The sequence below is a fragment of the Actinoplanes sp. HUAS TT8 genome (assembly GCF_051380535.1).
In the GTDB taxonomy this organism is placed as follows: Bacteria; Actinomycetota; Actinomycetes; order Mycobacteriales; family Micromonosporaceae; genus Actinoplanes.
This window is the reverse complement of record NZ_CP195646.1, coordinates 50,670-76,650: the sequence shown is the minus strand read 5'-3', so window position 1 is coordinate 76,650 and position 25,981 is coordinate 50,670. Positions and strand designations below refer to the sequence as shown.

At 68.6% G+C, this 25,981-nt stretch carries 12 protein-coding genes; 5 read left to right on the top strand and 7 right to left on the bottom strand.

What is annotated here, in order from left to right; translation table 11 throughout:
* Positions 1-2: 2 nt before the first annotated feature.
* Positions 3-746 (bottom strand): SDR family NAD(P)-dependent oxidoreductase, encoded by a 744-nt coding sequence (locus ACSHV8_RS00280; RefSeq protein WP_436528182.1) that lies wholly within the window; start codon positions 744-746, stop codon positions 3-5.
* Positions 747-822: 76 nt separating this feature from the next.
* Complete coding sequence (locus ACSHV8_RS00275) at positions 823-2,037, bottom strand: MFS transporter (protein WP_436528181.1); 1,215 nt, start codon at positions 2,035-2,037, stop codon at positions 823-825.
* Positions 2,038-2,118: 81 nt separating this feature from the next.
* Here ACSHV8_RS00275 and ACSHV8_RS00270 point away from each other — a divergent pair, with 81 nt between their 5' ends.
* The 3 genes from ACSHV8_RS00270 to ACSHV8_RS00260 all read left to right on the top strand — a co-directional run bounded on the left by ACSHV8_RS00270 (position 2,119) and on the right by ACSHV8_RS00260 (position 6,797).
* Positions 2,119-3,012 (top strand): LysR family transcriptional regulator, encoded by an 894-nt coding sequence (locus ACSHV8_RS00270; RefSeq protein ID WP_436528179.1) that lies wholly within the window; start codon positions 2,119-2,121, stop codon positions 3,010-3,012.
* A 71-nt stretch (positions 3,013-3,083) separates the two neighbouring features.
* Positions 3,084-4,301: an alpha/beta hydrolase family protein gene (locus ACSHV8_RS00265; protein WP_436528178.1), complete on the top strand. Its 1,218-nt coding sequence runs from the start codon at positions 3,084-3,086 to the stop codon at positions 4,299-4,301.
* A gap of 78 nt (positions 4,302-4,379) precedes the next feature.
* Positions 4,380-6,797, top strand: a complete 2,418-nt coding sequence (locus ACSHV8_RS00260; protein WP_436528177.1) for a transglycosylase domain-containing protein — start codon at positions 4,380-4,382, stop codon at positions 6,795-6,797.
* A gap of 268 nt (positions 6,798-7,065) precedes the next feature.
* On the opposite strand, the gene ACSHV8_RS00255 is transcribed toward ACSHV8_RS00260, so the two are convergent.
* From ACSHV8_RS00255 to ACSHV8_RS00245, 3 genes are all read right to left on the bottom strand, one after another.
* Entirely contained in the window at positions 7,066-7,833 is a 768-nt protein-coding gene (locus tag ACSHV8_RS00255; protein ID WP_436528175.1) for a hypothetical protein, read from the bottom strand.
* 511 nt (positions 7,834-8,344) lie between these two features.
* Positions 8,345-8,956: a peptide chain release factor H gene (gene prfH, locus ACSHV8_RS00250; RefSeq protein ID WP_436528173.1), complete on the bottom strand. Its 612-nt coding sequence runs from the start codon at positions 8,954-8,956 to the stop codon at positions 8,345-8,347.
* On the bottom strand, positions 8,953-10,110 hold the full coding sequence (locus ACSHV8_RS00245) for an RNA ligase RtcB family protein (protein ID WP_436528171.1): 1,158 nt from the start codon (positions 10,108-10,110) through the stop codon (positions 8,953-8,955). The genes prfH and ACSHV8_RS00245 overlap by 4 nt, the downstream gene beginning before the upstream one ends.
* A gap of 74 nt (positions 10,111-10,184) precedes the next feature.
* Between ACSHV8_RS00245 and ACSHV8_RS00240 the strand changes: the two genes are divergently transcribed.
* The gene (locus ACSHV8_RS00240) at positions 10,185-11,579 is read left to right on the top strand and encodes an AMP-binding protein (RefSeq protein WP_436528169.1); all 1,395 of its coding nucleotides are present in this window, start codon (positions 10,185-10,187) and stop codon (positions 11,577-11,579) included.
* A gap of 10 nt (positions 11,580-11,589) precedes the next feature.
* Positions 11,590-13,473: a purple acid phosphatase family protein gene (locus ACSHV8_RS00235; protein ID WP_436528167.1), complete on the top strand. Its 1,884-nt coding sequence runs from the start codon at positions 11,590-11,592 to the stop codon at positions 13,471-13,473.
* 185 nt (positions 13,474-13,658) lie between these two features.
* On the opposite strand, the gene ACSHV8_RS00230 is transcribed toward ACSHV8_RS00235, so the two are convergent.
* Together ACSHV8_RS00230 and ACSHV8_RS00225 are read right to left on the bottom strand one after the other, a co-directional pair.
* Positions 13,659-14,372, bottom strand: a complete 714-nt coding sequence (locus ACSHV8_RS00230; RefSeq protein ID WP_436528165.1) for a hypothetical protein — start codon at positions 14,370-14,372, stop codon at positions 13,659-13,661.
* Between the two features lie 11 nt (positions 14,373-14,383).
* Entirely contained in the window at positions 14,384-25,966 is an 11,583-nt protein-coding gene (locus ACSHV8_RS00225; protein ID WP_436528163.1) for a LamG-like jellyroll fold domain-containing protein, read from the bottom strand.
* Positions 25,967-25,981 lie beyond the last annotated feature (15 nt).

Below are 25,981 nucleotides of genomic sequence, written 5' to 3'. Positions count from 1 at the left end.
GGTCAGGCGGTGAAGCCGCCGTCGACGTTCAGGGTGGCGCCGGTGATGTAGCGCGCTTGCGGTCCGGCGAGGAATGCGACGGCGGCGGCGATGTCGGCCGGGGCGGCGTAATGGCCGAGAGCGGTGAAGCCGTTGATCGTCTCGGCCATCGGGCCGTCGGCCGGGTTCAATTCGGTGTCGGTCGGGCCGGGGTTGACCAGGTTCACCGTGATGGCGCGCGGACCCAGTTCGCGGCCCAGCGCTTTGGTCAGTCCGATCAGCGCGGTTTTGCTCATCGAGTACAGCGAGAATCCGGGGAAGGCCGCGCGGACGGTGACATTGCTGCCGATGTTGATGATCCGGCCGCCGGTGCCCAGGTGCCGGAGGGCGGCCTGCGTGGCGACGAACGGTGCCCGGATGTTGACCGCGATCGCCTGCTCGACGTCGTCCGGGCCGAACTGCTCGATCGGGCCGACCGGGAATGTCGCGGCGCTGTTGACCAGGATGTCCAGCCGCCCGAACTCGGCCGCCGCGGCGTTCATGGCATCGGTCAGCGCGTCCGGGTCGGCGCTGTCGGCCGGCATCGCCAATGCCCGGCGTCCGTCGGCCCGGATCTGTTCGGCGATCTCGTCGGCGCGGGCTTTGTTCTGCCGAAAGGTAAAGGCGACGTCGGCGCCTTCCCGGGCGAGCCGTAATGCGATTGCCGCACCGATTCCCCGGCTGCCGCCGGTGACGAAGGCAACCCTGTTCTCGATCGTTTTTCCCATGCCGGAAATCCTGCCGAAAATGTCAGGTCCGATCTGGCGGGGATCGGACCTGACATTGTCGACGCGGCGACGGCGGTTACGCGGTGCGGCGGGTGGTCATCGCGGCGACCGCGCCGAGCAGCAGGAGCATCAGCACGACGAAGCCGGTCATCGCGGCCAGGGCCGTGAACGCCTGGGTGGCGAGTCCGAGACCGATCACCGGCAGGGTCAGGCCGAGGTAGCCGATCAGGAACAGACCGGCGAGCGCCTCACCGCGGCGCGACGGGACCGCGAGGGTGCTGACCGTGCCGATGGCGACCTTGAGCAGGGTGCCGGCGCCGACGCCGACGATCACGCCGCCCAGGACGAAGATCGGCAGGCTGGTCAGGTACATGCCGGCCAGCAGGACCAGGACGCCGCCGGCCTGGGCGCTCAGGCCGAGGGTGAGCTTGGCCCGGGTGCTCAGGCGCCCGGTCAGGGCCTGGACGACCGCGGCGGCACCGAAGACGGCGAAGACCAGGGCGCCGGCGAGGGTGCGGGACGAGTGGTGCAGGGTGCCGGCGACGAAGCCGGGGGCGACCGAGGTGAACAGGCCGAAGACCGCGAACGCGGCGAACGCGGCGGCGAGGTAGCCGGCGACGGCGCGGTCGGCACTGATCCGCTGCGGGCGGTAGGCGGGCTTGACCGGCCGCTCCTCCACCGTCTCCGGGGTCAGGGCGACGGCGACCAGCGCGAGCAGGAGCAGCACGGCGAAGACGAGGTACGGCGTGCGCAGCGGCGAGACGACGTACGTCGAAAGCAGGCCGGCCAGAAGCGACCCGGCGCCGAGCCCGCCGGTGTTGGCGGCGGTGGAGACGACCTCGAAGCGCTGCTTCGAAGCCCCGGGCCGGTGCGCCGCGTGCAGTTCGTGCAGGTAGGCGGTGGCCGTGGCGGTGATCAGGCCGACGCCGAGGCCGGTCAGGAAGCGGGCGCCGAGCAGCACCGGCAGGGACGTGCCGGTCAGGAACAGCACCGCGGCGGCGAGTTCGAACCCTAGCGCGGGGATGAGGATCTTCTTGCGGCCGACCCAGTCGGAGATGTGGCCGGCCAGGACGAGGCTGGTCACGACGCCGACCGCGTAGACGGCGAAGACGACGGTCACGGTGAACGTGGAGAAGCCGTCCCGGGCCACGTAGAGCGGGTAGAGCGGAGTCGGGACGGTGGAGAACGCCATCGCGATCAGGAAGACGGCGGCGATCATCCAGAACCCGGCGCCGTGCCGGGTCTTCACCGGCGCGGTGTCAGAAACCGGAGCGGAAGCCAGAAGAGTCATGCCATCAGCATCCGCACCGGCAAGCATCACCGCCAACGAAAGGTTTCGAAGGGGATCATCAAAATAAGTGATACTTGAGGGATGGAGCTGCGTCAGCTGGAGTACTTCGTCGCGGTCGCCGAGGAGCAGCACTTCTCCCGCGCCGCCACCCGACTGCACGTCGTGCAGTCGGCGGTGTCGGCCGCGATCAAGTCCCTGGAGCGCGAGCTCGGCGCCCAGCTGCTGGACCGCAACGCCAAGCGGGTGCTGCTCACCGACGCCGGCACGGCCCTGCTGCCGCGGGCCCGCATCGCCCTCGACGCGGCCCGCGACGCCCGGGACGCGGTCGACGAGGTCCGCGGCGGCCTGCGCGGCACGCTGCGGATCGGCGTGCTCACCTCGATCCGGCTGCTCGACCTGCCGGAGCTGCTCGGCGAGTACCATCGCCGCCACCCGGGCGTGCTGCTGCAGACCAGCGCCGCGCCGTCCGGTTCGGCCGGCCTGGTCGACCGGCTCACCGACCACCGGCTCGACCTGGCCTTCGTGTCGCTGCCCGGCCCGCCGCCGCCCGGTGTCCGGCTGATCGACCTGGCCTCCGGGCAGCTCGACCTGGTCGTGCCGGCCGACCATCCGCTGGCCGGGCGCGGCTCGGTGGCGATCACCGAGCTGGACGGGATGGACTTCATCGACTCGCCGGTCGGATTCGGCAACCGGGCCGTCGCCGACCGGGCGTTCGCCGAGGCCGGCGTCCGGCGCCGGGTCACCATCGAGATCAGCGACATCGGCACCGGCACCGGTTTCGCCGAGCACGGTCTCGGCATCGCGCTGCTGCCCCGCTTCGTGCTGCAGGGCGCGACCGGGGTGGCGATCCTGGAGGTGACCGGCGCCGACCTGCGGTGGCCGCTGTCGCTGGCGATCCCGGCCGACCGGGCGCCCGGCGCGGCCACGCGAGCGCTCATCGCCCTGGTCCGGGCGGTCTTCCGGAATCCGGAGTAGTGCTGTCACCACTCCAAGGACTAACGCCAGCAGGATCGTTCGCGACCGGCCGCGTCCATACCGTTCTTCTCATGCGGACGCTTCGACGAATCATCGCAACAGCGCTGCTCACGGCCACGGCCGCGGCAGCCATCGGCACGCCGGCCCTGGCCGGCACTCCCACGGTCACCCGGGGCTCGCTCGTCACGGAAAAACCCATCGTGACGTACGGGTCCGGGGCCGAGGTCGGCGACCTTCTCACCGCCGGCGGTTTTTCCAACCCCATGGCGACGTACGGGGTGAGCCTGCACCAACTCGTCTACCGCACCATCGATGAGCGCGGAAAGCCCACCGTCGCCAGCGGGCTGCTCGTGCTCCCCCTCACCACCGCCCGGCACCTGCGGACGGTGTCGTTCGCGCACGGCACGTCGGTCTACCGCGGGGACGCCCCGTCGGTCGCCGACGACACGTTCCTGACCGGCCCGGCGATCTCCTTCGCCTCGGCCGGGTTCGCCGCGGTCGCCCCCGACTACCCGGGGCTCGGCGTCGGCACCGGCCCGCACCCGTGGATGGACGTGCCGAGTGAGACCAGTGCCTCGCTCGACCTGCTGCGCGCGGCCCGGATCTACACGGCCCGGCAGGGCATCACCCTGGACCGGGAGGTCTACGCCTCCGGGTTCTCCCAGGGCGCCTCGGCGGCGCTCGGGCTGTCGAGGGCGTTGCAGGACGGGGCCGACCCCTGGTTCCGGATCGCGGCGGTGGCGCCGGTCAGCGGAGGCTACGCGCTGCGACGGGTGGAGATCCCGGCGGTCTTCACGCCCGAGGTGCAGCCGCGGCTGGGTGCGGCCTACATGGCGTATCTGTTGACGGCCTACGACCGCCTGCACGACATCTACCGGGATCCTCGTGACGTCTTCCAGCCGGACTACGTCGGCATCGGGGATCTGCTCGACGCCAGCCACCCCGGCCAGGAGGTGCTCGCGGGCGTGCCGGCCTCGGTGGACGAACTGCTCACCGATCGCGGGCGTGAACTGCTGACCCGGCCCGACGCCCGGTTCGCGGCGGCGCTGCGCGAGGCCGACAGCGTCTGCGAGTGGGCGCCCCGGGTGCCGGTCCGGCTCTACTACAGCCCGGGCGACGAGCAGGCCGTGAACGGGAACACGACGGCCTGCCGCGCGTCCTTCGCGGCCCACGGGGTGCGGGTGCCGACGGTGAACGTCGGGGTGGACACCTCCTACAGCGGGATGGTCCACGAGGGCTCGGAGTTGCTGTCGGTCTCCGAGATCGCCCGCTGGTTCGGCAGTCTGTGAACGGTGGCGGCCCGGTCGGCGACGACCGGGCCGCCCGTATGACTGTGCTCACAATCGGAGTGGACACCATGACCCAGGATGCTTGGCGTGCGTCTACCTCATGTGCGAAACACCTTCACAAAGGCGACATCGCTCCTGGCGTGTGGTCTTCTCGCCGGAGTGGTGGTGGCCGCGGCCGCCTTTCCCGTCGCGGCCCTGTCCGGCCTCGCGGCCAAGGCCGGCGAGACGACGTTCGCGAGTCTGCCCAGCGAGCTCAAGGACTTCAGCTCACCCCAGGTCACCCGGGTCTACGCCTCGGACCGCCGGACCCTGCTGACCCAGTTCCACGACGAATTCCGCAACGACGTCCCGCTCAAGGACATCTCCAAGAACGTGCAGACGGCGATCGTGGCCGCCGAGGACCGGAAGTTCTACGAGCACAACGGTGTCGACCTCAAGGGTGTCGCCCGTGCGTTCGTGAGCAACAGCCAGAGCGGCTCCCAGCAGGGCGCGTCCACCCTCACGATGCAGTACGTACGGATGGCGCTGGCGTATTCGGCCACCAACCCGCAGGAGGTGGTCGACGCGACGAAGGACACCCCGAAGCGCAAGATCACCGAGATGAAGTACGCGTTGCAGATCGAGAAGCAGCTCTCCAAGGAGCAGATCCTCGAGCGCTACCTCAACATCGCGCCCTTCGGGAACCAGGCCTACGGCATCTACGCCGCCAGCCAGGTCTACTTCAACAAGAAGCCCAAGGACCTCGACGTCGCCGAGGCCGCCATGCTGGCCGGCATGGTCAAGGCCCCGACCAGCTTCAACCCGACGATCCCGTCCGGGCACCAGCAGATCCAGGATCGCCGCGACAACTACATCATCCCCGGGATGCTGGCGATGGGCGCGATCACGCAGGCCGACGCCGACAAGGCGAAGAAGGAGAAGATTCCGACCAAGGTCAAGCCGATCGGCAACGGCTGCGTGTCGGTCGCCCGCAACAGCTGGGGCTTCTTCTGCGACTACTTCTACCGCTGGTGGATGGACCAGGACGCGTTCGGCGCCACCACGTACGACCGGGAGCGGCAGCTCAAGAGCGGCGGCTACAACGTCATCACCACCATCGACGTCAAGGGCCAGAACTCGGCCCGCGCCGAGATCGCCGACCGCCAGCCCGACAGCAGCAAGAACGCGCTGCTGCTGGCCGGCGTCGAACCGGGCAGCGGCAAGGTCCGCATCCTGGCCACGAACCGGATCTACGGGCTGGACGATCCGGACCACCCGGCGAACAAGATCTCGCCGGACCCGAAGCTGGCCGCCAAGAAGATCCGCGGCTCGTTCCCGAAAACCACCAACCCACTGATCACCGGTGGGGCCGACATCAGCGGTTACCAGGCCGGCTCGGTGTTCAAGATGTTCACCATGGTCGCCGCGCTGGAACGGGGCATCCCGCTCAGCTATCCGATCAACTCGCCGGCCACGTTCCATTCGCAGTACAAGACGTCACCGAGCGACTCGTCGGCCTGCCCCGGCTCGGACGACTGGTGCCCGAGCAACGCCAGCAAGAGCGAGGCCGGCGTCTTCAACATGTGGACCGGCTTCGGCAAATCGGTGAACACGTACTTCGTGCCGCTGGAACAGACCGTGGGCGCGGAGAACGTGGTCGACGTGGCCAAGCGGTTCGGCATCCACTTCCGCACCAGCACGGACATCCTGCAGGCCAAGAACGCGGCCAGCTGGGGTGCGTTCACCCTCGGCGTCATGAACTCCACGCCGCTGGAGATGGCCAACGCCTACGCGACGCTGGCCGGCGACGGGAAGTACTGCGAGCCGACCCCGATCGAGCAGATCACCACCAACAACGGCCAGAAGATCGACGTCGGCAAGCCGCACTGCACCCAGGCGACCAGCAAGGACGTCGCGCGGGCGGCGCTCGACGCGGCCCGGTGCCCGGTCGGCGACTCGGCCCAGCTCGGCAGCTGCAACGGCAAGACCACGGCGGCGGCCACCCACGGCATCATCGACCACCCGGTGTTCGGCAAGACCGGCACGACCGACGCCGACAAGACCGCGTCGCTGATCGTCGGCACGACGTCGCTGGTCGTCGCCGGGTACATGGCTGTGCCGGACTGGCAGGACCACCACGACAAGATGTCGCACGACGTGATCAACGGGGCGGTGCAGTACACGCTCAAGGACTTCATGAAGGGCAAGCCGAGCGTCCAGTTCAAGCAGCCCACGGACGACAAGGTCTCGGTCGGTGACCTGCGCGATGTTCCGGACGTGACCTGCGATTCCATCGATACGGCCCAGAACAAGATCAGTGACGCCGGGTTCGACCCGGTGACCGGGCCGAGCGTGGACTCCGACTGCCCGGCCGGGACCGCCGCGGGCACCTCGGAGAACCGGACGATCAAGGGCGGCGCGGTCAGCATCGAGGTCAGCAACGGCACGAAGAAGGACGACAACAAGAACCAGCCGGGCCAGCCCGACCCCGGCAAGTCCAAACCCGCCGGCAATTAGCCGGTCACCCGTCATCTGGCCGGCCCGACGCCCGGAGGGTCAGCGGCTGAGCTGACAGCGGCCAGGCGGGCCACAAGCGCGGCCAGGCGGCGCGGCCTGTCGGGCCGCCCGCTGGGCAGGCTGCGGCTGGGCGCACCGCGCGCGGCCTGCGCGGGCGGCGGCTGGGCGGCGGACCGCGCCGTGGGGCAGTCGGCCGCGGCGTGAAACAGCGCGGCGGGCCGGGGCTGGGGATTGGGGCGGGCGGGGGTCGTGGGGACTCCCGCCCGTTCTATGTGTGGGGTACTGCTGAGCGGGGGTCGGCCGGGAGGGTGGCCGTGAGCTGGATGCTCGTGGCCGAGACGGCTGCGACCAGGCTGAACAGGCCGAGCAGGGTGGGCTGCTGCTGGGCGAGGCCGTCGGCGTAGCCGAGCAGGTTCTCCGGGGTGGTGGAGGCGGCGGCCTCGACCAGGTCGTGGAGGAAAGCGGCCAGCGCCTCCGGGTGGTCGTGCGGGTCGGCGATCAGGTCGACGTAGGCGCGGGCCAGGTCCTCGTCGGCGGCCAGCAGGGCGCCGGCCGGGACGACGGTCTCCTCCAGGACGAAGCGTGGGGCCAGACGGGTCATGGCGTCGTCGCCGAGGACGACCGCGTGGACGTCGTGGACGGTGGCGACGCAGGCCGCGCGGACCGGGCGGGGCAGGCGGCGGGCGGCCAGGTGGTCGGCCAGGGCGGCGCGCAGCTCGCGGACCACTGGCGCGTTGTCGTGGTCGGGGCGGGCGTGGCCGAGGATCTCCCGGATCGGGCCGGAGCGCAGCGGATCGTCCAGGGGGACCTCGGCCCGGCGGACGTGAACGTGGTCGACCTGGGTGAGGTCGCAGTTGTCGGTGCCGGTGGGCGAGGTCGAATTGCGGGCGTGGACCGTGTACGGCGGGAACATCACGCCCAGCCCGTAGGTGCGGACCTCGGGGCCGATACTCAGGGCGACCGTGTGGTACTCCGGGCGGATCCGGCCGGCGCTGGAGAAGCGCAGCTGGTAGTTGCGCAGGGGGCGCGCTTCCACGTCCAGGCCCCGGCGCTCCAGTTCACCCTGGCGCAGCAGGCTGAGCAGCCCGAAGATCCGCAGATCATCAGCCGGAGGAGCCGAAGCCGCCGCAGAAGCCGCCGAAGCCGCGGAACCCGAGGAAGCCGCGGAGGCTGCGGAAGGCGCGGAGGCTGCGGAAGGCGCGGAGGCTGCGGAAGGCGCGGAGGCTGCGGAAGGCGCGGAGGCGACGGCAGAGGGAGGTGGGGCGGGGTCGGTGCGCTGCTGCTGGTGCGGGATCCGAGGTTCGGACTCCGCCGGCCGCCCCTCCCCCGACGACGGATGGAAGATCAGCATCTCGATGGAGGACGGGGGCACGGTGACTTCCTCCTCGCGCTGTTCCGGACGGGGTGCCTGGTGAGGAGAGGCCGGCCTCTCCTCCGGGCGCGGGACCTCGCGCAACAGACACCCCCACGGTTCCTGGACGCAACTCATCGAGCCTGACAGATCACGAGCGGCGCGGACAGGGCCAGTCGGCGCGAGTTTGATCGACTCACGCGGTGGAGGTGGGGCGTTCTGTCCGGATCGGATCGCCGCGGACCAGGTCATCGTGGATGCGCCAGCGTGCGGTGACCGTCTCCCGGCCGGCCGCCGCGTCCGATTTCTCCAGGCGTTCGCGCAGTAGGCGCAGGGCCAGGCGCCGGTTCAGGGTGAACTGGCGTTCGGTGTCGACGACCACGACCGTCCCGGTCGGACGATGGGTGGCCCGGACCGCGGTGCTCGCCTTGTTGCGGTGCTGGCCGCCCGGGCCGCCGGTGCGGACGGCGACCACGTCCACGTCGGATTCGGCGAACGCGGTGCTGGGGGTGCCGAGTTCGCACGGCTGGGCGGTGACGTACCAGTTCTTGCGGCCGGGACCGGTCCGGTACGGGCTGGGCGCCTGCCAGCACAGCGTCCCGGTCCACGTCGTGGCGAACTCGGCCGAGGAGATCCGCAGCAGCACCGACCGGTACGTGCCGGGCCGCTCCCCCGGCACGGTCTCGACGCGTTCCACGGTCACGGCCCGCTCGCGGGCGTCCGCTTCGAGCCGCCGCAGCAGCTGGGCGAGCGCCCACGAGCATTCCTGCGGCCCGCGCCCGGCCGACATCAGCAGGTGAACGCTCATCGCCGCACCTTGGCCCGGTCCGCGGTCTTGTACGTGACCAGGGGAATCGTGCTCACCACACGGGTGGCGAGCCGGTGCGACTCCAGGTCGCCGATGACCTGTTCGATGCGTTTGTAGGCGGTCGGCGCCTCCTCGAACAGCAGTTGCCGGTCCCCGCACACCACATACGAGCCCACCGCCGTACGCCGAAGCTCTTCGATGGTGTGTTTGGCTTTTCCTCGGCGCAAGGCGTCGGCCCGGGACATCTTGCGACCGGCGCCGTGGGCGACGGAGAAGCCCGCGTCGGCGCCGGCGTGCCCGGCGACCAGGAACGACGGCGTGCCGCGGGTGCCGGCGACGAGCACGTCCCGCCCGTCGCCGTTGGCCGCGCCCTTGCGGTGCAGGTAGAGCCCGTCGCGAACCTCGACCGAGTTGTGGCACTCGTCGACGATCGGCGGCTCGTGGGCGGCGCCGAGCGCGTCGGCGACCCGGGCCGCCATGATCCGCCGGTTGAGTGATCCCCAGCGCACCGCGTCGTCGTGCGCGGCGAGATACGCCGCCGGGTCCTCGGCCGGGCCGGCGCCGTGCACCTCGGTGTGCGCACGCAGGATCCGCTCGCCGAGCCCGCGCGAGCCGCTGTGCACGATCAGGACCGTGTCGCCGGCCGCGAGCCCGAGGCGTACGGCATGGTCAGAATCGAAAACGGTGCCGACTCGGGCCAATTCGACGAAATGGTTGCCGCGGCCAACGGTTCCCAGGCTGTCGGTGTGCCCGGCGGGAACGTCGGCCTCGTCGAAAAAAGAGTGGTCGGGCACGTCCAGGTCGGGGAACCGGGCGGCCAGTTTCTCCGGCACCGGACGCTTGAGCCGGATCGGGAAGACCGCGATGCCGCAGCCGATGTCGGACCCGACCAGGAACGGGTAGAGCACCGACGAGGTCATCGCGGCGCCGATCGGGGCGCCCTTGCCGGGGTGCAGGTCGGGCATGCCGGCGACGTGACGCATGCCGGTCAGGGCGGCGACCTGGTGACACTGGTCGATCGCGGCGGACTCGATCCAGCTGGACGGGGAGGCGAAAATGGACACGCTGGAAGACAAAACTGATGCTCCACTGGGAGAACGGCAGCGCGGAAGAAGGCATGCCGAAGGAAGAAACGGGACCCGGGGTGGCGACATCAGTAATTCATGTCGGACAGCCTCGCCGACGGCCGGAACTGGGGCAACCGATTTTCGCCTGGCATGATCCACACATGCGTTTGCTCGCCGCACTGTCGCAGGACGCCGATGTCGCCGATTTCGTGGTCACTCCGGAGGGCCGGCTCGGGCGGCACGAACTGCTCGGGCTGGCCGCCGGGCTCGCGGCCGAGATAGCCGGGCGGCGGATCGTCGCGGTCGAGGCCGGGCCCGGCCTGCCGACGATCATCGCGGTGACCGCGGCCCTGCTCGCGGGCGTGCCGATCGTGCCGATCCCGCCCGACGCGGGCGAGCTGGAGCGCGCGCACATCCTGCGCGACTCCGGTGCCGAGCTGATCCTGTCCGACGATCCCGCGGCGGGCGGGGCCACCGCCGTACCCCGGAATAAGATCTCCGGGGGGAAAGCCGGCAGCGTGCCGCCGGAGCCCGACCCGAGCCGGCCCGGTCTTGTGCTCTACACCAGTGGCACGACCGGTGCGCCGAAGGGCGTGGTGCTGTCGCGGGCCGCCCTCGCCGCCGATCTGGACGCGCTCGCCGACGCCTGGCTGTGGACCGCCGACGACACCCTGGTGCACGGCCTGCCCCTCTACCACGTGCACGGACTCGTCCTGGGCGTGCTCGGTCCCCTGCGGATCGGCTCGAAACTGCGGCACACCAAAAAGCCCACCCCTGAGGCGTACGGCGATAATCCCGGCACGATGTACTTCGGCGTCCCCACCGTGTGGTCGCGGATCGCCGCCGCCCCCGCCTCGGCCGAGAAGCTGCGCAAGGCTCGGCTGCTGGTGTCCGGCAGCGCGGCCCTGCCGGTCCCGGTCTTCGACGCGATCCGGGACCTGACCGGCCAGTCCCCGGTCGAGCGCTACGGCATGACCGAGACCCTGATCACGGTCAGCGCCCGCGCCGACGGCGAACGCCGGGCCGGGCACGTCGGGCTGCCGCTGACCGGCATCCACACCCGGCTGGTCGACGAGATCGGCAACCCTCTTCCGGACGACGGGGTGAGCATCGGCGGCCTGCAGGTGTGCGGGCCGACCCTGCTCGACGGCTACCTGCGCGACGGCGGCGTCCGCCCGGCCGAGCTGATCGACGGCTGGTACCCGACCGGTGACGTCGCCACGATCGGCCCGGACGGCTGGCACCGGATCGTCGGGCGCGCGTCGACCGATCTGATCAAGAGCGGCGGCTACCGGATCGGGGCCGGCGAGGTCGAGGACGCGTTGCTGCTGCACCCGGCGGTGCGGGAGGCCGCCGTGATCGGCACCCCGCACGACGACCTGGGCGAGCAGGTGACCGCGTTCGTGGTGGCCGACCCGGTCACGCCGCAGGAGCTGATCGCATTCGTGGCCGAGCGCCTGGCCGCGCACAAACGACCACGCACGGTTCACCTGGTGCCGAGTTTGCCGCGCAACGCGATGGGAAAGATCCAGAAAAAGCAGCTCATGGGCGATTAGCGTTCGTTGTGTGACTTTCACCCTCGACGAGTTCAGCGAGTGGAACCAGCAGCTCCTCGCCCGCCAGGCCGTGACCCGCCGGTCGCTGCTGCTGGCCGCCATGGCCGGCCTGGGCGGCCAGTTCGCCCTGGCCAGGCGGGCGTTCGCGGCGGCCGGCGGGACGGCCGGGAGCGCGGGCGTGGTCGTCTCCGGCCGGCACCTGTCGTTCGTACCCGGCGCCGGTGACGTGCCCCGCGACGCCATGGCGGTGACCGCGCAGCTGGTCAGCGCGACCGGGGCGATGCCGGCCGGGCTGCGCGCGTTCGTCGACGTCGGCGACGCCCCCGGGGTCTACGGCACCCGGGTCGAGGCCGGGATCAGGCACCTGACCGGGATGTACGCGATCCCCGGCGGGCCGGTCGGCAGCCAGTTCTACGCCAAGGCGCGGATCACCGGGCTGAAACCGGACACGGTCTACCACTACCGGCTGCGGCTCTCCGACGGGACGGTGACCGGGGACGCCCACTTCACCACGGCACCGGCGGCGGCCAAACCGTTCACGTTCACCGCGTTCGCCGACGTCGGCACCGACACCGCGCCCAAGGACCCGGCCTACGCCTGGACCGGCAAGCAGACCATCTGGCCCAGGGGCGTCTTCGACAACCAGGAGTACGGCGTCCTCGACCCGGTCGGCGGCCCGAAAGGCACCGACAAGCACCCGGCGAGCAGCATGACCCGGCTGATGAGCACCCAGCGGCCGGCGTTCACGCTGCTGGCCGGGGACATCTGCTACGCCAACCCGTCCGGGACCGGGCTGCCGGCCGACGACACGACGGCGCTGACGACCGGGCGGGCACCGGCCGGGAAGAACCTGTACAACCCGTACGTCTGGGATGTCTTTCTGCATCAGATCGAACCGCAAGCCGCCTACACGCCATGGATGTTCGCGACCGGCAACCACGACATGGAACCGCTCTACGGAAGCACCAGCTACCTGGGCGGGAGCCCGTCGCACGGCTACGGCGGGCACGTGCAACGCCTGGACTTCCCGGCGACCGGGCCGCAAGGTTGCCCGTCGGTCTACCGGTTCGTCTACGGCAACGTCGGGCTGATCTCGCTGGACGCCAACGAACTGTCTTGGGAACTGCAGACGAACCTGGGCTACTCCGGTGGAGCGCAGGTGGCCTGGCTGAAAGAAACCCTCAAACGCTGGCGTACGGCCGGATCCGGGGTGGACTTCATCGTGGTGTTCCTGCACCACTGCGCGTTCTCGACCGCGCACAACCACGCCTCCGACGGTGGGGTGCGGGCGGCGATCGACCCGCTGTTCAGCAAATACCGGGTGGATCTGGCCGTGCAAGGCCACAACCATTTGTTCGAACGGACCGACCCGATCCGGCACGGGCGGCGCACCAAAGCGGCGCCGGACGGGGCGACGGTCAACCCTGAGCAGGACGGGACCGTCTACGTGTGCGTCGGATCGGGCGGGCGGCCCAGGTATCAGTTCCGGCCCAAGCCGGGCGTGGACGCGCCGGCGCCGGCCGGGGTGACACCGACCGGGGAACAGCAGCTGCCCGAAGGACAGCGGTATCGGGGGCACAAGCCGAGCGGACGGGAGAACTCGTCGTCGACCGTGACGAACAGTTACTTCTGGGCCAAGGACAAGCACAAACCCAAGAAAGGTAAAGGTGCGCCGACCGGGCTGCGGGTGCCGGAGTCGGTGGATTGGTCGCAGGTACGTTATGACGGGTACGCGTTCATCGCGGTGGACGTGGTGCCGGCCGCGCGGGCGGGTGGGGAGACGACGTTGACGGTGCGGACGCTGGCCGACGCCCTCCCGGGCACCGGCAAGCCCTACACCGAAATCGACCGCATCACCCTGAAGCGAACGTCGTCACCCCTCATCACCGGCTAACCCGGGACGGTCTGACAGAACAGCGGGCCGGCGATCACGTTCTGATCGCCGGCCCACAAACCGAGCTACTTCGACGGTATGGAGCAGCTACGGCCCGGGCGGTCTCGTGGTCGCGGTGGCAACCCGGCTCCGCCAACGAGACCACCCTGCCGTCAACGAGCACGCGGGCATCGCGAAAAACCGAGTCAGAAGTCGAAGTGTTCCCACTCGGCGGGAACTCGCTCGAGAAGGTCAACCAGGACTTCCGGGTTCTGCCCCACCGCCCATGCCCCTGGAGTGCAATCAAGGCGAACAAGGACACCATCGATTCCGAACCATTGGACCGGATCGCCATCGGGCAATGGCCAGAACACATGCGAGGGGATCGACAACGGCGGAAGCCGGTCCTTGAGAGCCTGTGAGCTCTCGGTGTCCAAAAAGCAGAAAACCGTCTCCACCGATTCGCTGAACATCCCCTCGGTGATGATCGCTTCAAGAAGAAACGCGGACAGCGGCTGCCCGTATTCGCGCCATCGAGCGGAGGACCCGGCGCTCCCGTCATACCACTGCACAGCTGGGTCGGGCTCGTCGCCGAAGGGCACGCCCCACAAAGCGCTGCCCTGGTTCTCGCCTCGGATCACGAGGATGTCGGGCCCATCCAAATAGAGATCTCGGGGTCCTGCCACCGGGTCCTGAAGGGACAGGACATCCTCACGTTTGCCCAACAAGCCGTAAAACTGCCGCAGAAGGGGCGGGATTCGGAAACCGAGCGACTCCTCAGCAGCTGAAAGCTCCACCTCGGAATACCCGTCATCGCTCCCGAGTCCCCCCATCCATTCATCCATGAAGGCGCGGCAAAGATCGATGGCGCGCGGCGGGTCCCAGGATCGTGTTGACAATCTCTCCACAAGACCCGCCACAAATACACCTCTTACTTCTTCTTTTTCCGCGGATTCGGGTTCAAGCCCCAGGAAACGGTGGTGTAACTATCTCTGGTCTTATCATACCGGCCCACGTATCCCTTATCGCCGTAGACCTCCAGCACGTCAAGATCCAAATGTCGCGCCAAGGCCGAAAGACTCGAGATGCAGTAGTTGCACGGATATCCGTCCTTCTCCTTGGTGAGACCCCACTTGCCGGAAACCTCCAGCCTTCCTGTGCCACCACGATGCCCCGCGTTATATGCCTGCATCAAAGCGTCGGTCTCGGCATGAGTGAGCGCCTCAGAACGCATCTTGGGCAGCAGCGGGTATGACTGCCCGTGACCGTTGACTCCGTAGAACGTATCGCCACCGATATCCAGGCGAGCAACGATGTCAACAGAATCTCCATCACCGGATTGACGCAGATCCGCACGCATCTGCTTGGCGTTGGGGAGGGTCTTACACGGTTCTTCGGCGTCATTGTTGTGGACGAGCACCGGGTCGTTGCCCGCGACTACGTAATACGTGTGGATGTCGGCGACGGTGAGGTCGCGCATGACCTTCGCGCCGGCGAAGTTGTGGACGCCGGTGACGTACTGGGTTTCACCGTCCGGGCCGACCAGGGTGGACTTGCCGGGCACCAGTTCTGCGGCGTCGACCCACTTTTCGGTGGTCGCGTCCCAGAACGGATGGTGCGCCGTGGTCTTGAGGACCGTCCCGTCGGTGGGTCCTCGGGTACTGCGGCCGCCCTTGCCCTCGACCTGGGTCTCGGTCCCGGTGGTGGCGTCGGCCGGCTTCGCCGAGACCGTGACGTCGGTCAGGTCCAGGTCGCGGTTGGAGTGCAGGACAGTGACTTGGCGTGAGCTGACCTCGCCCGTGGCCGGGTCCTTGGTCAGGACCGAGTCACCGACGTTGATCTCGGAGATCGCCCGGGTCGTGCCGTCGGCCATGAGCACCCGCGTCGACGGGTCGAAGCTGTGCTTCTCCTGGCGCTGCGGGATCGGGCAGGATTCCCCGCCGGTCTCGTTGTCGCTGTCCTCCTGATCGTCGTCGTCCTCGTCCTCCTGCCGCTGGTTCTCCTTCTTCTTGTTCTTGCTCGGCTCGGACTTGTTCGCGGACTTCGACTTGGTCTTCTGGGGCTTGCTCTTGTTCGGCTTGTCCTGCTTCTTCGGAGCCTTCTCCGGCTTCGGCTTCTTCGCAGGCTTCGACGGCGCCGGTTTCTTCTCCGGCTTCGGCTTCGGCTTGGGCTTCTTCTTCGCCGGCGGCTTCGGCTTCTTCTTCGGCGGCTTCGGCTTCTTCGGCACCTTGTTCATCAGGTCACCGAGCTTCTTACGCGCCGCGTTCACCAAATCCTGCGCCCGGCGCATCACCGTCCGCGCGCCTTCGACGATGCGTTTCCACAACCGGTACCCGGAGAACGCCCGGTCCGCGGCCTTGTACAACGACCGGCCGATCTTCAACGCCTTGATCGGGCCCAGCGCACTCAACGCCAGGTCGACACAGTCCATGACACTGCCGCCCAGACAACCGACCACCGAGTTGTAGCCGATCATGTCCAGCAGCATCCCGACACCGACCTGCAACAGGATGTCCAGCAGGCTGGTGTTGCTCTCCCGCAGAGCGCGGACGTACTCGGCCTCCTGCGCCACGATCTGCGCGCCGACGGCCTTCATGTCCCGGTCACGGGCCTGCATGGCCAGGTTGTAGACCTGCAACGCGGCCTGGTACTTCTTCACCTCGCAGGCGTAGTCGTACTGCCCGCACTTACCGCCCACACCCTCACCCGACGGGTCGGTGTTGGTCAGCGGGTTACCCTCGGCATACGCGAACCGGTTGGCCGCACCCGAGTCCGGGGACGGGTTGTTGTTCGCGGTGTCGCGGGTGTCGAACGCGCCGGTCTCCGGGTCGTACCAGCGCGACAACATGTTGACCTTGCCGGTGCCCTGATCGGTCCACTCCTGCTGGTAGCCCAGCTTGCCGACCATCCCACCGGACGCAACAACCTTGCCCCACGGGTCGTAGGTGACCGAACCACTGAGGGTGGTGCCGGCTGCGCCGAACTCGCCGACCACATCGCTGTGTACGTCGGTCCAGGCGTAGCGCTGGGTGCTGCCGGACACGACACCGACCAGGTCGTCGGCAACATCCCGGACGTAACCGGTGCTGCCGTCGGAGGCGACGTCATTACCCAGACCGGTGTAGGTCAGGTTCGGCAGGATCACCCGGCCGACACCGTCGTACGAATAGGTGGTCGTTCCCCCGGTCTTGGTGCCCTGGGTGATCACCTGGTTGAACGCATCCGTGGTGGTCTTGGTCTCGATGCCGTTGACCACCGTCGACATCAGCGTGCCCCGCGCCGAGTACTCATAGCTGGTGCCGGTCGAATTCTCCCGCAGCAACTCGTTGCGCTCGTCGTACTCGTACGTCTTCGTCCCGGCCTGAACCCGGTTACCCGACTTGTCGTACGCGTACACGACCGGGGTAACCCCGTTGTCGTAACCGGTCAACCGGCTCGCCCAGTCGTACTTGTACGTGTTGGTCCCGGCCCCGTTGAACCCGGTAGTCGTCTTCTTGACCATGTTGTCGTCCAGGTCGAACGCGTAGGCGATCTTGCCCACCGACGCCCCGGCCGACGTCTTGACCTCGTCGGACTCCAACTGCTTGTACTTGTTGTACGTGAACGTGCGCGTGTTACCGCCGTACGCGATGTCCTTGACCCGCGACAGCGAGTCGTAGCCGTACACCATGTGCACGCCGGCCGTGCTGTTGTCCACCTTCGACGGCCGTCCCAGGGTGTCGTACCCGTAGGTCGTCGTCCCCGCCCCATCCGTGCGGGAGGTCAGCCCGCCGTCCGGGTTGTAGGCGTACGACGAGTTCCCCGACACCCCGGTGATCTTCGTGACCAGACCACGATCGTCGTACTCGACACTGTTCTCACCAGCCGCACCGGTGAACGACGTCACCCGACCCGTCTTGTCGTACGAGAACAACCGATCCTTAGTGGCCGCCTGCGCCCCGGTACCGGAGCTCTTCTTGAGCCGGCCCATGACGTCGTACTCCGACGTCGTGGACACCCCACCCGGCGAGTCCAAGCGGGTAGCCCGCCCGGCCGCGTCGTAGGACATCGTGAACGTCCGGTCATTCACACTCGGCGTACGCGCCGTGGCCGGCTCGATCTGCGACTCCGGCAAACCCCACGCGTTGTACGTGGTGATGAACCGGCTACCCCGCCCATCAGTGAACCGGGTCTGCTGCCCAGCCACGTCGTACCCGAACTTCGACACGATCGCATCGGAGCCACTGATCGGCTCCCGCTGCACCACCAACTGACCGAGCTCGTTGTACTCGAACGTCGTGTCATGCCGGCTACCGGCCGCATCGGTGTTCGCCGCCACCGCCGGGTTGTACGCGTTACTCGCCGCCAGGGTGTTCCCGGCGATGTCGAACCGCTGACTACGCGTGCGCAGCAGCTCGGCGGTCCCGGCCGCGTACTCCGACGAACTGACCGTCCGGCCCAGCAGGTCGTAGGTCACCGTCGAGTACGAACCGTCCGGCGCGATCGACTTCACCGGACGCCCGGCCCCGTCATACCGCGTCTTCGTCGCATTACCCGCGGCATCACTGACCACGGTCTGCTCGCCGAGGCTGTTGTACTTGATCGTGCTGACGACCCCACCGGCCGACTTCACACTGGTCGGCCACGGACTGCTGGCGTCATAGGTGTAGTTGGTGGTGTAACCGGTCCCGGCCTGCCGCACCGCCTCGGTCGCGGTGATCGTGCGACCCAGGTAGTCGACCGTCGACAGGGCCTGCGCCCCGGTCGGGTCGGTGTGCGAGAGCAGTTCACCGTTGTCGTCGTAGCTGTACCGGGTGATCCCGTCGTCCGGCGTGACCACCTTGGTCGTACGACCCAGCTGGTCATACGTGTACTTGGTGATCGCACCCAACGGGTCGGTGCTGGTGATCACCTGACCGACGTTGTTGTACTCGACCTTGGTCTTGGCCCGGATCGCCGTGGTCGCAGTGGGCGCCTTGTACTCCGGCGACTCCTGCTCGACCATCTGGCCGAGAGCGTCGTACCGGTTGGTCACGACCCGCCCGTACGGATCCATCTGCTCGGTCGTGTCACCGAACGTGTTGTAACCGATCCGCGAGATCGCCCGCTGCCGCACCTCGGCCGCGTCCTTCTCGACGGTGCCGACCTCCGGGCTGACCGTGATCACCGGACGACCGACCTCATCGTTGGTGATCGTGGTGACCGCACCACTCGGGTCGGTCGCCGAGGTGACCGTGCCGTCACTGTCCAGCCCGTACGACGTCCGGCTCACCTGAGCACCAGCCGCCGGCAACGTACCCGCCTGCAACTGGCCGACCTCAGCCGCCGTCAACGCCTTCTGATACGCCTGCACATCGTCGATCTGACCGGAGAAAATCCCGGTCGTGTCCGTCTGACCACCGACCAGCAGACCCGTCGCCTGGTTGTTGAACTGCTTGCTGGTCGTCAGCGACGCCTTGACCACACCGTTGACGTACAGCTGAGCAACGTTGTCGCCACCGACCGCCGCATTCGGCGTGACCGTGACCGCCAGATGCGTCCAGTCGAGAGTCGCCGACCCCTCGGTGTAGGTACTGGCACTGCTCGGCCAGCTGACCTCACCGTTGGTGTCGCGCACCGCCATGGCCAGACGCCACGCGTTGTGCTCCTTCTCGTAGTAGACCTTCAACGCCGAGCTGCCGATGTCACCGGGCAGCGCCGCCACATACCGGTCGGCGTCCTGCTTGTCGAGCTTGGCCCACGCACTGAGCGTGTACGGCTGCAACGTGTCGACCGGAGCCTGACCACTGATCGTGCCGCTGGTGCCACCGGCGAACGACGCCGCACCGCCACGCTCGGTCGACCGGGTCACCGCACCCGCGAAGGCGCCGGTGTTGTTGGCCGCCGAGTCGGCGGTGGTGGTCCCGGACGTCTCGTCCAGCTTCCACCGCAACGTCGGCGTCACCGCGGTGGACAGGTAGCCGGTCTGCTGCCGGACCCGACCGAGGCGGTCGTACGTGCTCCCACCCGTGCCGAGAACCGTCGAGCCGTCGCTGAGCGTGGTGTTCAGCAGCTCGTCCTCGGCCGAATACGTGTATGTGCTGATCCGGTTGGTGGTCGCCTCACCGTCCTCGACCACCTCGACACTCGCGGTCAGGTTCCGACCCGCAGCGTCATAGGTCCGGACCGTCTTCGTACGGCCGTTGTTGGTGACCTGCGTAATCAGGTTCCCGGCCACGTCGTAGGAGTTCTTCTCCAGAACGAACGCCTGCTTGCCGTCCGTGCGCGTCACCGACACCAGCAGGTTGTTGTCGGTGTACGTGTACTGGTTGACGAACCCCATCGCGTCCGTCTCGGAGGCCAGCCGGCCCGCCGGGTCGTACGCCAGCTGCCGCACCTTCAGATCACGCGCCGCCGTCGGCGTGTCCGGGTCGCCGGTGAAGCCCTTGACGACCGTCGACACCTCGTTGCCGACCGCGTCGTAATTGGTCATCACGGTCGAACCGTCGCCGTGCGTCTGCCGGTTGATCTGGCCGAACGAGTCGTAGCCGTACTCGACCGAGTTGCTCAGCTGGTCCCACTCGGCGACGCGGCGACCGTGGTCGTCGTAGTCGTAGGCGACCGTCCGGGACGCGTCGCCGCCGGTGGCGTCCGACACCGTCTCGGTGGTCATCAGACCGTCGACGTTGTACGACATCGTGGTGACCGGCGTGTGCTTGGCGCCGGTGACGGCGTTGGTCACCACCGAGTCGGTCACCGTGACGACCCGGTCCAGGCGGTCGTGGATGTAGGAGACCGTGGAGCCGGCGACGCCCTTGACGACGTCGATCTCCTTGGACGTACGGCCGAGGCCGTCGTACTCGTAGCGCGTGGTCGCGCCGGCCGGGTCGGTCGTCTCGGCGACGTCACCGTTCGCGTAGTACAGGATCGTCTGCATACCACCGCCGGGCTTGACCACCCGCCACGGCAGACCGGCCGGAGCCGTCCCACCCTGGAAACCACCACGGGTCGTACCGTCGGTGTAGGTGATCGTCGTCCGCCGGCCCAACGGATCAGTCTCACTGACCCGGTTGCCCTGATCGTCGTACTCGTACTTGGTCAGGAACTTGTTGTCGGTGGCCGACGACGAGCCGGCACCCCGCAGCTCCATGAGCCGGTCGTTGCGACGGTTCTTCGGGTCCGGGTTCTGCGTGGTCGCGTCCGGGTAGTACAGCGAGTACGAGGTCGAGCAGTTGTTCTCCGACCGGTCCTGGCACGTCGTGACCGAGACGACGTTGCCCCGTACGTCGTACTCGTTGATGGTCATGTTGCCGTTGGCGTCGGTGACCGTGCGCAGGTTGCCCTTGCCGCTGTAGCCGTACCGGGTCGTGTTGCCCAGTGCGTCGATCTCGGCGATCTTGCGGGCGTACTGCAGGTCGTTGACGGTGGTCGTCTTGGTGACCTTGCCCTCGTAGTCCTTGGGCCCGGTGACCACGTAGTTGATCTGCCCGGAGGGCGCGCCCTTGACCGCGTCGCGCGCCTTGAACTGGTACTGCGCCTGGGTCGCGTCGACGTCGGAGGCGTAGAACGCGACCTCGGCCAGGCTGCCCTTGTAGTACGGCGTGGTGTTGGAGTCCAGGTAGAACCAGTTGTTGCCGGCGGTTGAGCCGTCGACATATCCGGCGCCGAGGGTGTAGACCGTCGGGTCGGACCCGGTCAGCTGGGACGGGGCCATCGGCGTGGTGCCCGTCGACGACTGCGTCTTCGCACCGTCGACGTACAGCGCCTGCGAGAGGCCGTCGGTGGCCAGGACCACGTGGTGCCACTTGCCGTCGTTGACCGCGGTCTTGCTGGTCAGCGACGGGATCCAGGTCTGGGCCGCGCTGGCGTTGCAGGCGTACAGCTGCAGGTCGGTGCCGTTGGTCTTGGACGAGCCAGGCAGATCCAGGCACAGCCCCGAGTTCGGGTTGCGCAGGCCGCCGCTGACCGGCTCCCAGTTCTGCGAGGCGTTGGCGTTACAGGTGGACAGCACGATCTTCGTGCCGCTGACCTTCGCGTTGTTCTGGGGCGTCAGGCACTTGCTGAACGCCCGGATCGTGCTCAGGTTCCCGTTGAGCGCCGTGCCGGGGACCAGCGTCCAGTTCTGCGCGTTGGTGTTGTTGCAGTCGTAGCTCTGCACGAGCGTGCCGTCGGCCGTCCCGCTGCTGGTCACGTCGACGCACTTGCCGGCGACACCGACCGAGTTGAGCGGGCCGGTCGGGGTCAGCGACGGCGACAGGGCGCGCAGCTTGCCGTCCGGGGTGATCCAGATGGTCGGCGTGTCGTAGCGGGCGGTGGTGCTCGACTTCATGCCGAGCAGCACGTCCTTGGTCGTGGTGGTGTTGAACCACATCGACACCGAGCTGGGACCGGTCGGCGCGATGCCCTTGGGCAGGGTGACGTACGAGCTGGTGCCGTTGAACACCGCCGCCTTGCCCTGGCCGGCGCCGAACGGGCCGTCGACCGAGCCCAGCGTGACCGTGTTGTAGGTCGCGGTGCCGCCGTTGACCTGGTTCACCGCGTCGGTGACCCCGGACTCGGCCATCCGCCAGTAGTTCGTCGGCGCGCCGCCGAGAACCCCGCTCTCGTAGACCTTGGTGGTGCCGACGATCGCCGGGACCTCCGGGACCCACGACTCGCCGTTGCCGTCGATCACCTTGCTCACCCGGCTGGACGCCGGGTCGTAGGAGATCTCGGCGGTGGCGTTGCCGGAGGGCCGGACGATCTTGGTCATCAGGCTGACCGCAGACCGCGAGTCGTACAGGTCGGTGGCGAGCTGACCGTCGACCGAGGTGTCGAACTGCGCCACCTCGGCGATCGAGCCGGTGAAGTAGTCCCGGGTGCCGAGGTTGCTGTTCGCGTTGGCGTGCGACTGGTTGGGCCAGCCGCCGCCGAGGAAGCCCTTGCCGATGAACGAGGAGGCCGGGGCCGTGTCCTGCACGGTCACCCCGGTCTCGGAGGCGACCGGCTTGCCGTCCAGGTACAGGTCCTGCCGGTTGCCGGACGAGGACAGCACCACGTGGTGCCAGGTGTCGTCGTTCACCTTGAGCGGCGAGGTCACGCCGTTGACCGTGGTGGTCGCGGCCATCGGGGTGTGGATCCGGGTCAGGAACAGCTGGTCGACCGGGCGCGTCTTGCCGCACGCCCAGATCTGCATCAGCGCGCCGGCCTGCGAGCCGTCACCGACCGAGTCCAGGCACAGCCCGGAGAAGTCGCTGATGATCTGGCCGTCGGCCTGCACGTCCCAGCGCTGGCTGCCGGCCGTCGAGGCGCAGGTGTTGATGACCAGGTCGGTGCCGTTGACCGCCTCCTGGTCCTCGGTGTCCACGCACTTGACGACGCCGCCGGTGGTGACCTGCAGCTGCCGGGTCGTGGTCCAGGTGAAGACCTGGTTGGCGGTGCCGGCACAGGCCGCGAGGGCCAGCCGGGTGGCGTTGGTCGACACGTTGCCGGGGACGGTGAGGCACTGGCCCTGGCCGACCGCGGTCAGGGTGCCCAGCGAGGCGCCCAGCTTCGGGGCCTTGGCGAAGCCACCCATCAGCTGGCCGTCCGAGCCGAGGTAGAGCGTCGGGTTGTAGGCCGTCTTGGTGGTCGCCGCGGTCGACGCGGCGGCCTCCATCGACTGGCCGTACAGCACGCCGTCGCCGCCGCCCGCGGGCGCCTTGAACCACATGCTGATGGCCTGGTTGGCGCCGTCCGCGGCCAGGTTGGCCGGGATCTGCACCTGCGACGACGTGCCGTTGAAGCCGGCCGAGGTGGAGGTCGATCCGGCCACCGGGCCGGGCTGGCCCAGCGTCACGCCGCTGTACGTGCCGACGTCGGCGCCGCCGTTCTCCAGCATCGAGCTGGCCGCGGTGGTGCCGGTGCTCTCGTTGAGCCGCCAGTACGAGTGCGGGCGCGCGTTGACCATCGCGGTCGAGAACAGCGAACCGGTCGCGTTGTACTGGTAGGTGTTGCACTCGCCCCAGTTGTTGGGCGGGCACACCTTGGTCAGCGAGTTGCCGGTGTACTCGTACTTCCAGGTGTTGACCGAGTCGAAGTTGCCCGGCTCGGCCGGGTCGGTGGCGACGTAGGCCACCTTCTTCGGCGCGGTGTCGGTCCAGTACAGGCTCAGGGTGCGACCGGAGGCCGCGGTGATCTTGGCGAGCAGGCCGTTCTCGTACGTGAAGGTCTCGCTGCGCCCGGAGACGTCGGTGATCGACTTGACCGGGAACTGCGGCGAACCCTCCTCGAGCCGCTTGAACTCGTAGGTGGTCCCGTCCTTCTCGGTCAGCCGGTAGCCGCCGCCCTCCTCGGCCGGGATCTCCCGGAACGTCGAGGCCAGACCGGCCGGTGACAGGTACGAGCCGTCGTTGTTGCGCCCGAAGGCCAGCTCACGCCCGGTCGAGTAGGACACCACGACCGTGTTGATCCGCTGTGAGCCGTTGATCGTCACCGGCTTCTCGGTCGCCTTGACGTCGGCGATGCTGGACCAGCCGGCGCCGAACGACTGGCCGTCGCGCGGGTCGCTGCTGTTGTACGAGCGGGTGACCTCCAGCGGCGGCCCGACGGTGTTGACCATCGCGTCGCGCACCGAGGTGGTGTAGTTGCCGATCGCCGGGTCGAAGCCCTGCCCCGGGTTCTGCGACAGCACCGAGGTGATCGACGGTTGCGGGACCGGCGTGGTGATCAGGTTCTTGACCAGCGCGTCGTGGTTGTCGGTGAGTCCGTCCCGGACCTGCACCGTCCAGTAGTACGACTCGTTCCAGGTGAACGTGCCGGCCGGGACCGTCCAGGACTTCTTGGCCTGCCAGTCCGAGGTGGCCAGCTGGACCTTGTTGTCCTTGTCGTAGACGAAGAAGTTGTACTCCAGCGTCTTCGGCCAGTTGTCCGGGTCGTGCGCGTCGGCGATCAGCTCCGGCGTCAGCGTCGCCGTGGTCGCCCCGTACGCCGGGTACTGCTCGTTGACCTGCGGGTCGGTGTTGTAGTCATAGGTGACCTCGACACGCGGGTCGGTGTCGTAGCCGCCGTAGTTGGCCGAGGTGAACCGCTTGAACGCGGTCGAGTCGCTCTCCGACGCGGTCAGCGCCAGGCCGAAGTTCGGCAGCGACCCGGTCGACCAGCCGTTGAACGTCTGCGTCGGCAGCGACACCGACCGCATCGCGCCCGTGCCCCGGTTACCGCCGGTGTTGCCACAGGCCGGGCTGTTGTCGCTGATCACCCAGTTGGCGATCGGCGAGGAGTAGGTCGGGCCGGAGGCCAGGACACCCTTGGCGTCCTCGATGCCGGCCACGGTCCAGGTCTTGGTGTTGCGGCGGATCTCGATCGGCTTGTGGTCGCCGCAGTTGTACGACCAGGTGTGGAACATGAACAGCTTGGCCGACTTGATCTGCGTGCCGACCAGGCCGTCGTCGTCGAACTGGTCGAAGTGCATGAACGACCGCGAGATGGTGTCGCCGCCGTCCCAGGTACCGACCGGCAGGTTGTCGCCGTTGTGGGTGACCGTCGACGTGCTGTTGTCGACGAAGATGTCACCGGTGTCGGTGGTCTCGATGGTCGGGTCGACCTTCACCGGGTACTGCCGGGCCGGGTCGTCGAGCCAGGCCCGGTCGGCGGTGACCTTGAGCGCCGGCGCGCCGGCGGCGGTGATCAGCTCGTAGGTGACCGCGTCGGACTCGGCCGGGGCGCCCGAGTGCGGGTCGACCTTCGAGTCCTGCATGTAGCCGCGCGGCACCCGCATGGCGACGCTGCCGTCGGCGGCGAGCAGGTCGAGCGACCCGTCCTTCTGCGCCTTCGGGGTCAGGCCCTGCAGCTTGAGCGGGAACACCCACTCGTTCCCGGAGGCCGGCGAGTCCAGGACGATGGTCTCCTTGAGACCGTCGTTGGTGGTCCGCAGCTGCAGGTCGGTGCCGGGCAGGATGTCGCTGTAGGTGGCGGTCGAGCCGTCCACGACGGCCGGGACCGCGGCCGCACCGGCCAGGTCGTAGGCCATCGAGTGGCCCGACGCCGTGGTGACCGTGGCCAGCGGGTCGTCGACCGGGGTCGCCGGGGTGGCGTCCGCGCCGGTCGCGTCCAGGGACACGTCGATCGAGTTGGCGCCGCTGTCGAGACGGCCGGCGCTCGGGGTCAGCTTGGTGTCGATCGGCTGGTACGTGCCGTCGGCCGCCTTGTAGTTGATCCGCGAGTCGAAGAAGACCCGGGTGTACGACCCGTCCTCGTTCTGGAACTCGTCGTACCGGGCGGTCGACCGCTTGGGCAGCCGCTTGCTGGTGCGCTTGTCGAAACTGTCGGCGTTGCCCTGCCGCTGGGGCGTGGTCGTCGCCTTCTGGGTCGGACGGTCCGGCTGCGCGGCGTCCTTGACGCCCTTGCCGCGGCCGGGCGCCGTGCCGACGCCACCGTTGGCCCGGGTCTCGTCGACCGGCACGTAGTGGTCGACGTCACCGATCGCGCCACCGCGCGGCTGCTTCGGGATGCCGGTGGTCACCGCGGCCAGCGCGGGAATCTGCCGGAACGCGTCCACCAGCCCGGAGATCGGCCATCCATCGGTTTCCTCGGGCACAACTCCCGGTGGCAC

Bases quoted from the DNA above. Each gene is read 5' to 3' on its own strand.
- ACSHV8_RS00280 (WP_436528182.1), bottom strand. From the start codon at position 746: ATGGGAAAAACGATCGAGAACAGGGTTGCCTTCGTCACCGGCGGCAGC.
- ACSHV8_RS00275 (WP_436528181.1), bottom strand. From the start codon at position 2,037: ATGACTCTTCTGGCTTCCGCTCCGGTTTCTGACACCGCGCCGGTGAAG.
- ACSHV8_RS00270 (WP_436528179.1), top strand. From the start codon at position 2,119: ATGGAGCTGCGTCAGCTGGAGTACTTCGTCGCGGTCGCCGAGGAGCAG.
- ACSHV8_RS00265 (WP_436528178.1), top strand. From the start codon at position 3,084: ATGCGGACGCTTCGACGAATCATCGCAACAGCGCTGCTCACGGCCACG.
- ACSHV8_RS00260 (WP_436528177.1), top strand. From the start codon at position 4,380: ATGCTTGGCGTGCGTCTACCTCATGTGCGAAACACCTTCACAAAGGCG.
- prfH (WP_436528173.1), bottom strand. From the start codon at position 8,956: ATGAGCGTTCACCTGCTGATGTCGGCCGGGCGCGGGCCGCAGGAATGC.
- ACSHV8_RS00245 (WP_436528171.1), bottom strand. From the start codon at position 10,110: ATGTCGCCACCCCGGGTCCCGTTTCTTCCTTCGGCATGCCTTCTTCCG.
- ACSHV8_RS00240 (WP_436528169.1), top strand. From the start codon at position 10,185: ATGCGTTTGCTCGCCGCACTGTCGCAGGACGCCGATGTCGCCGATTTC.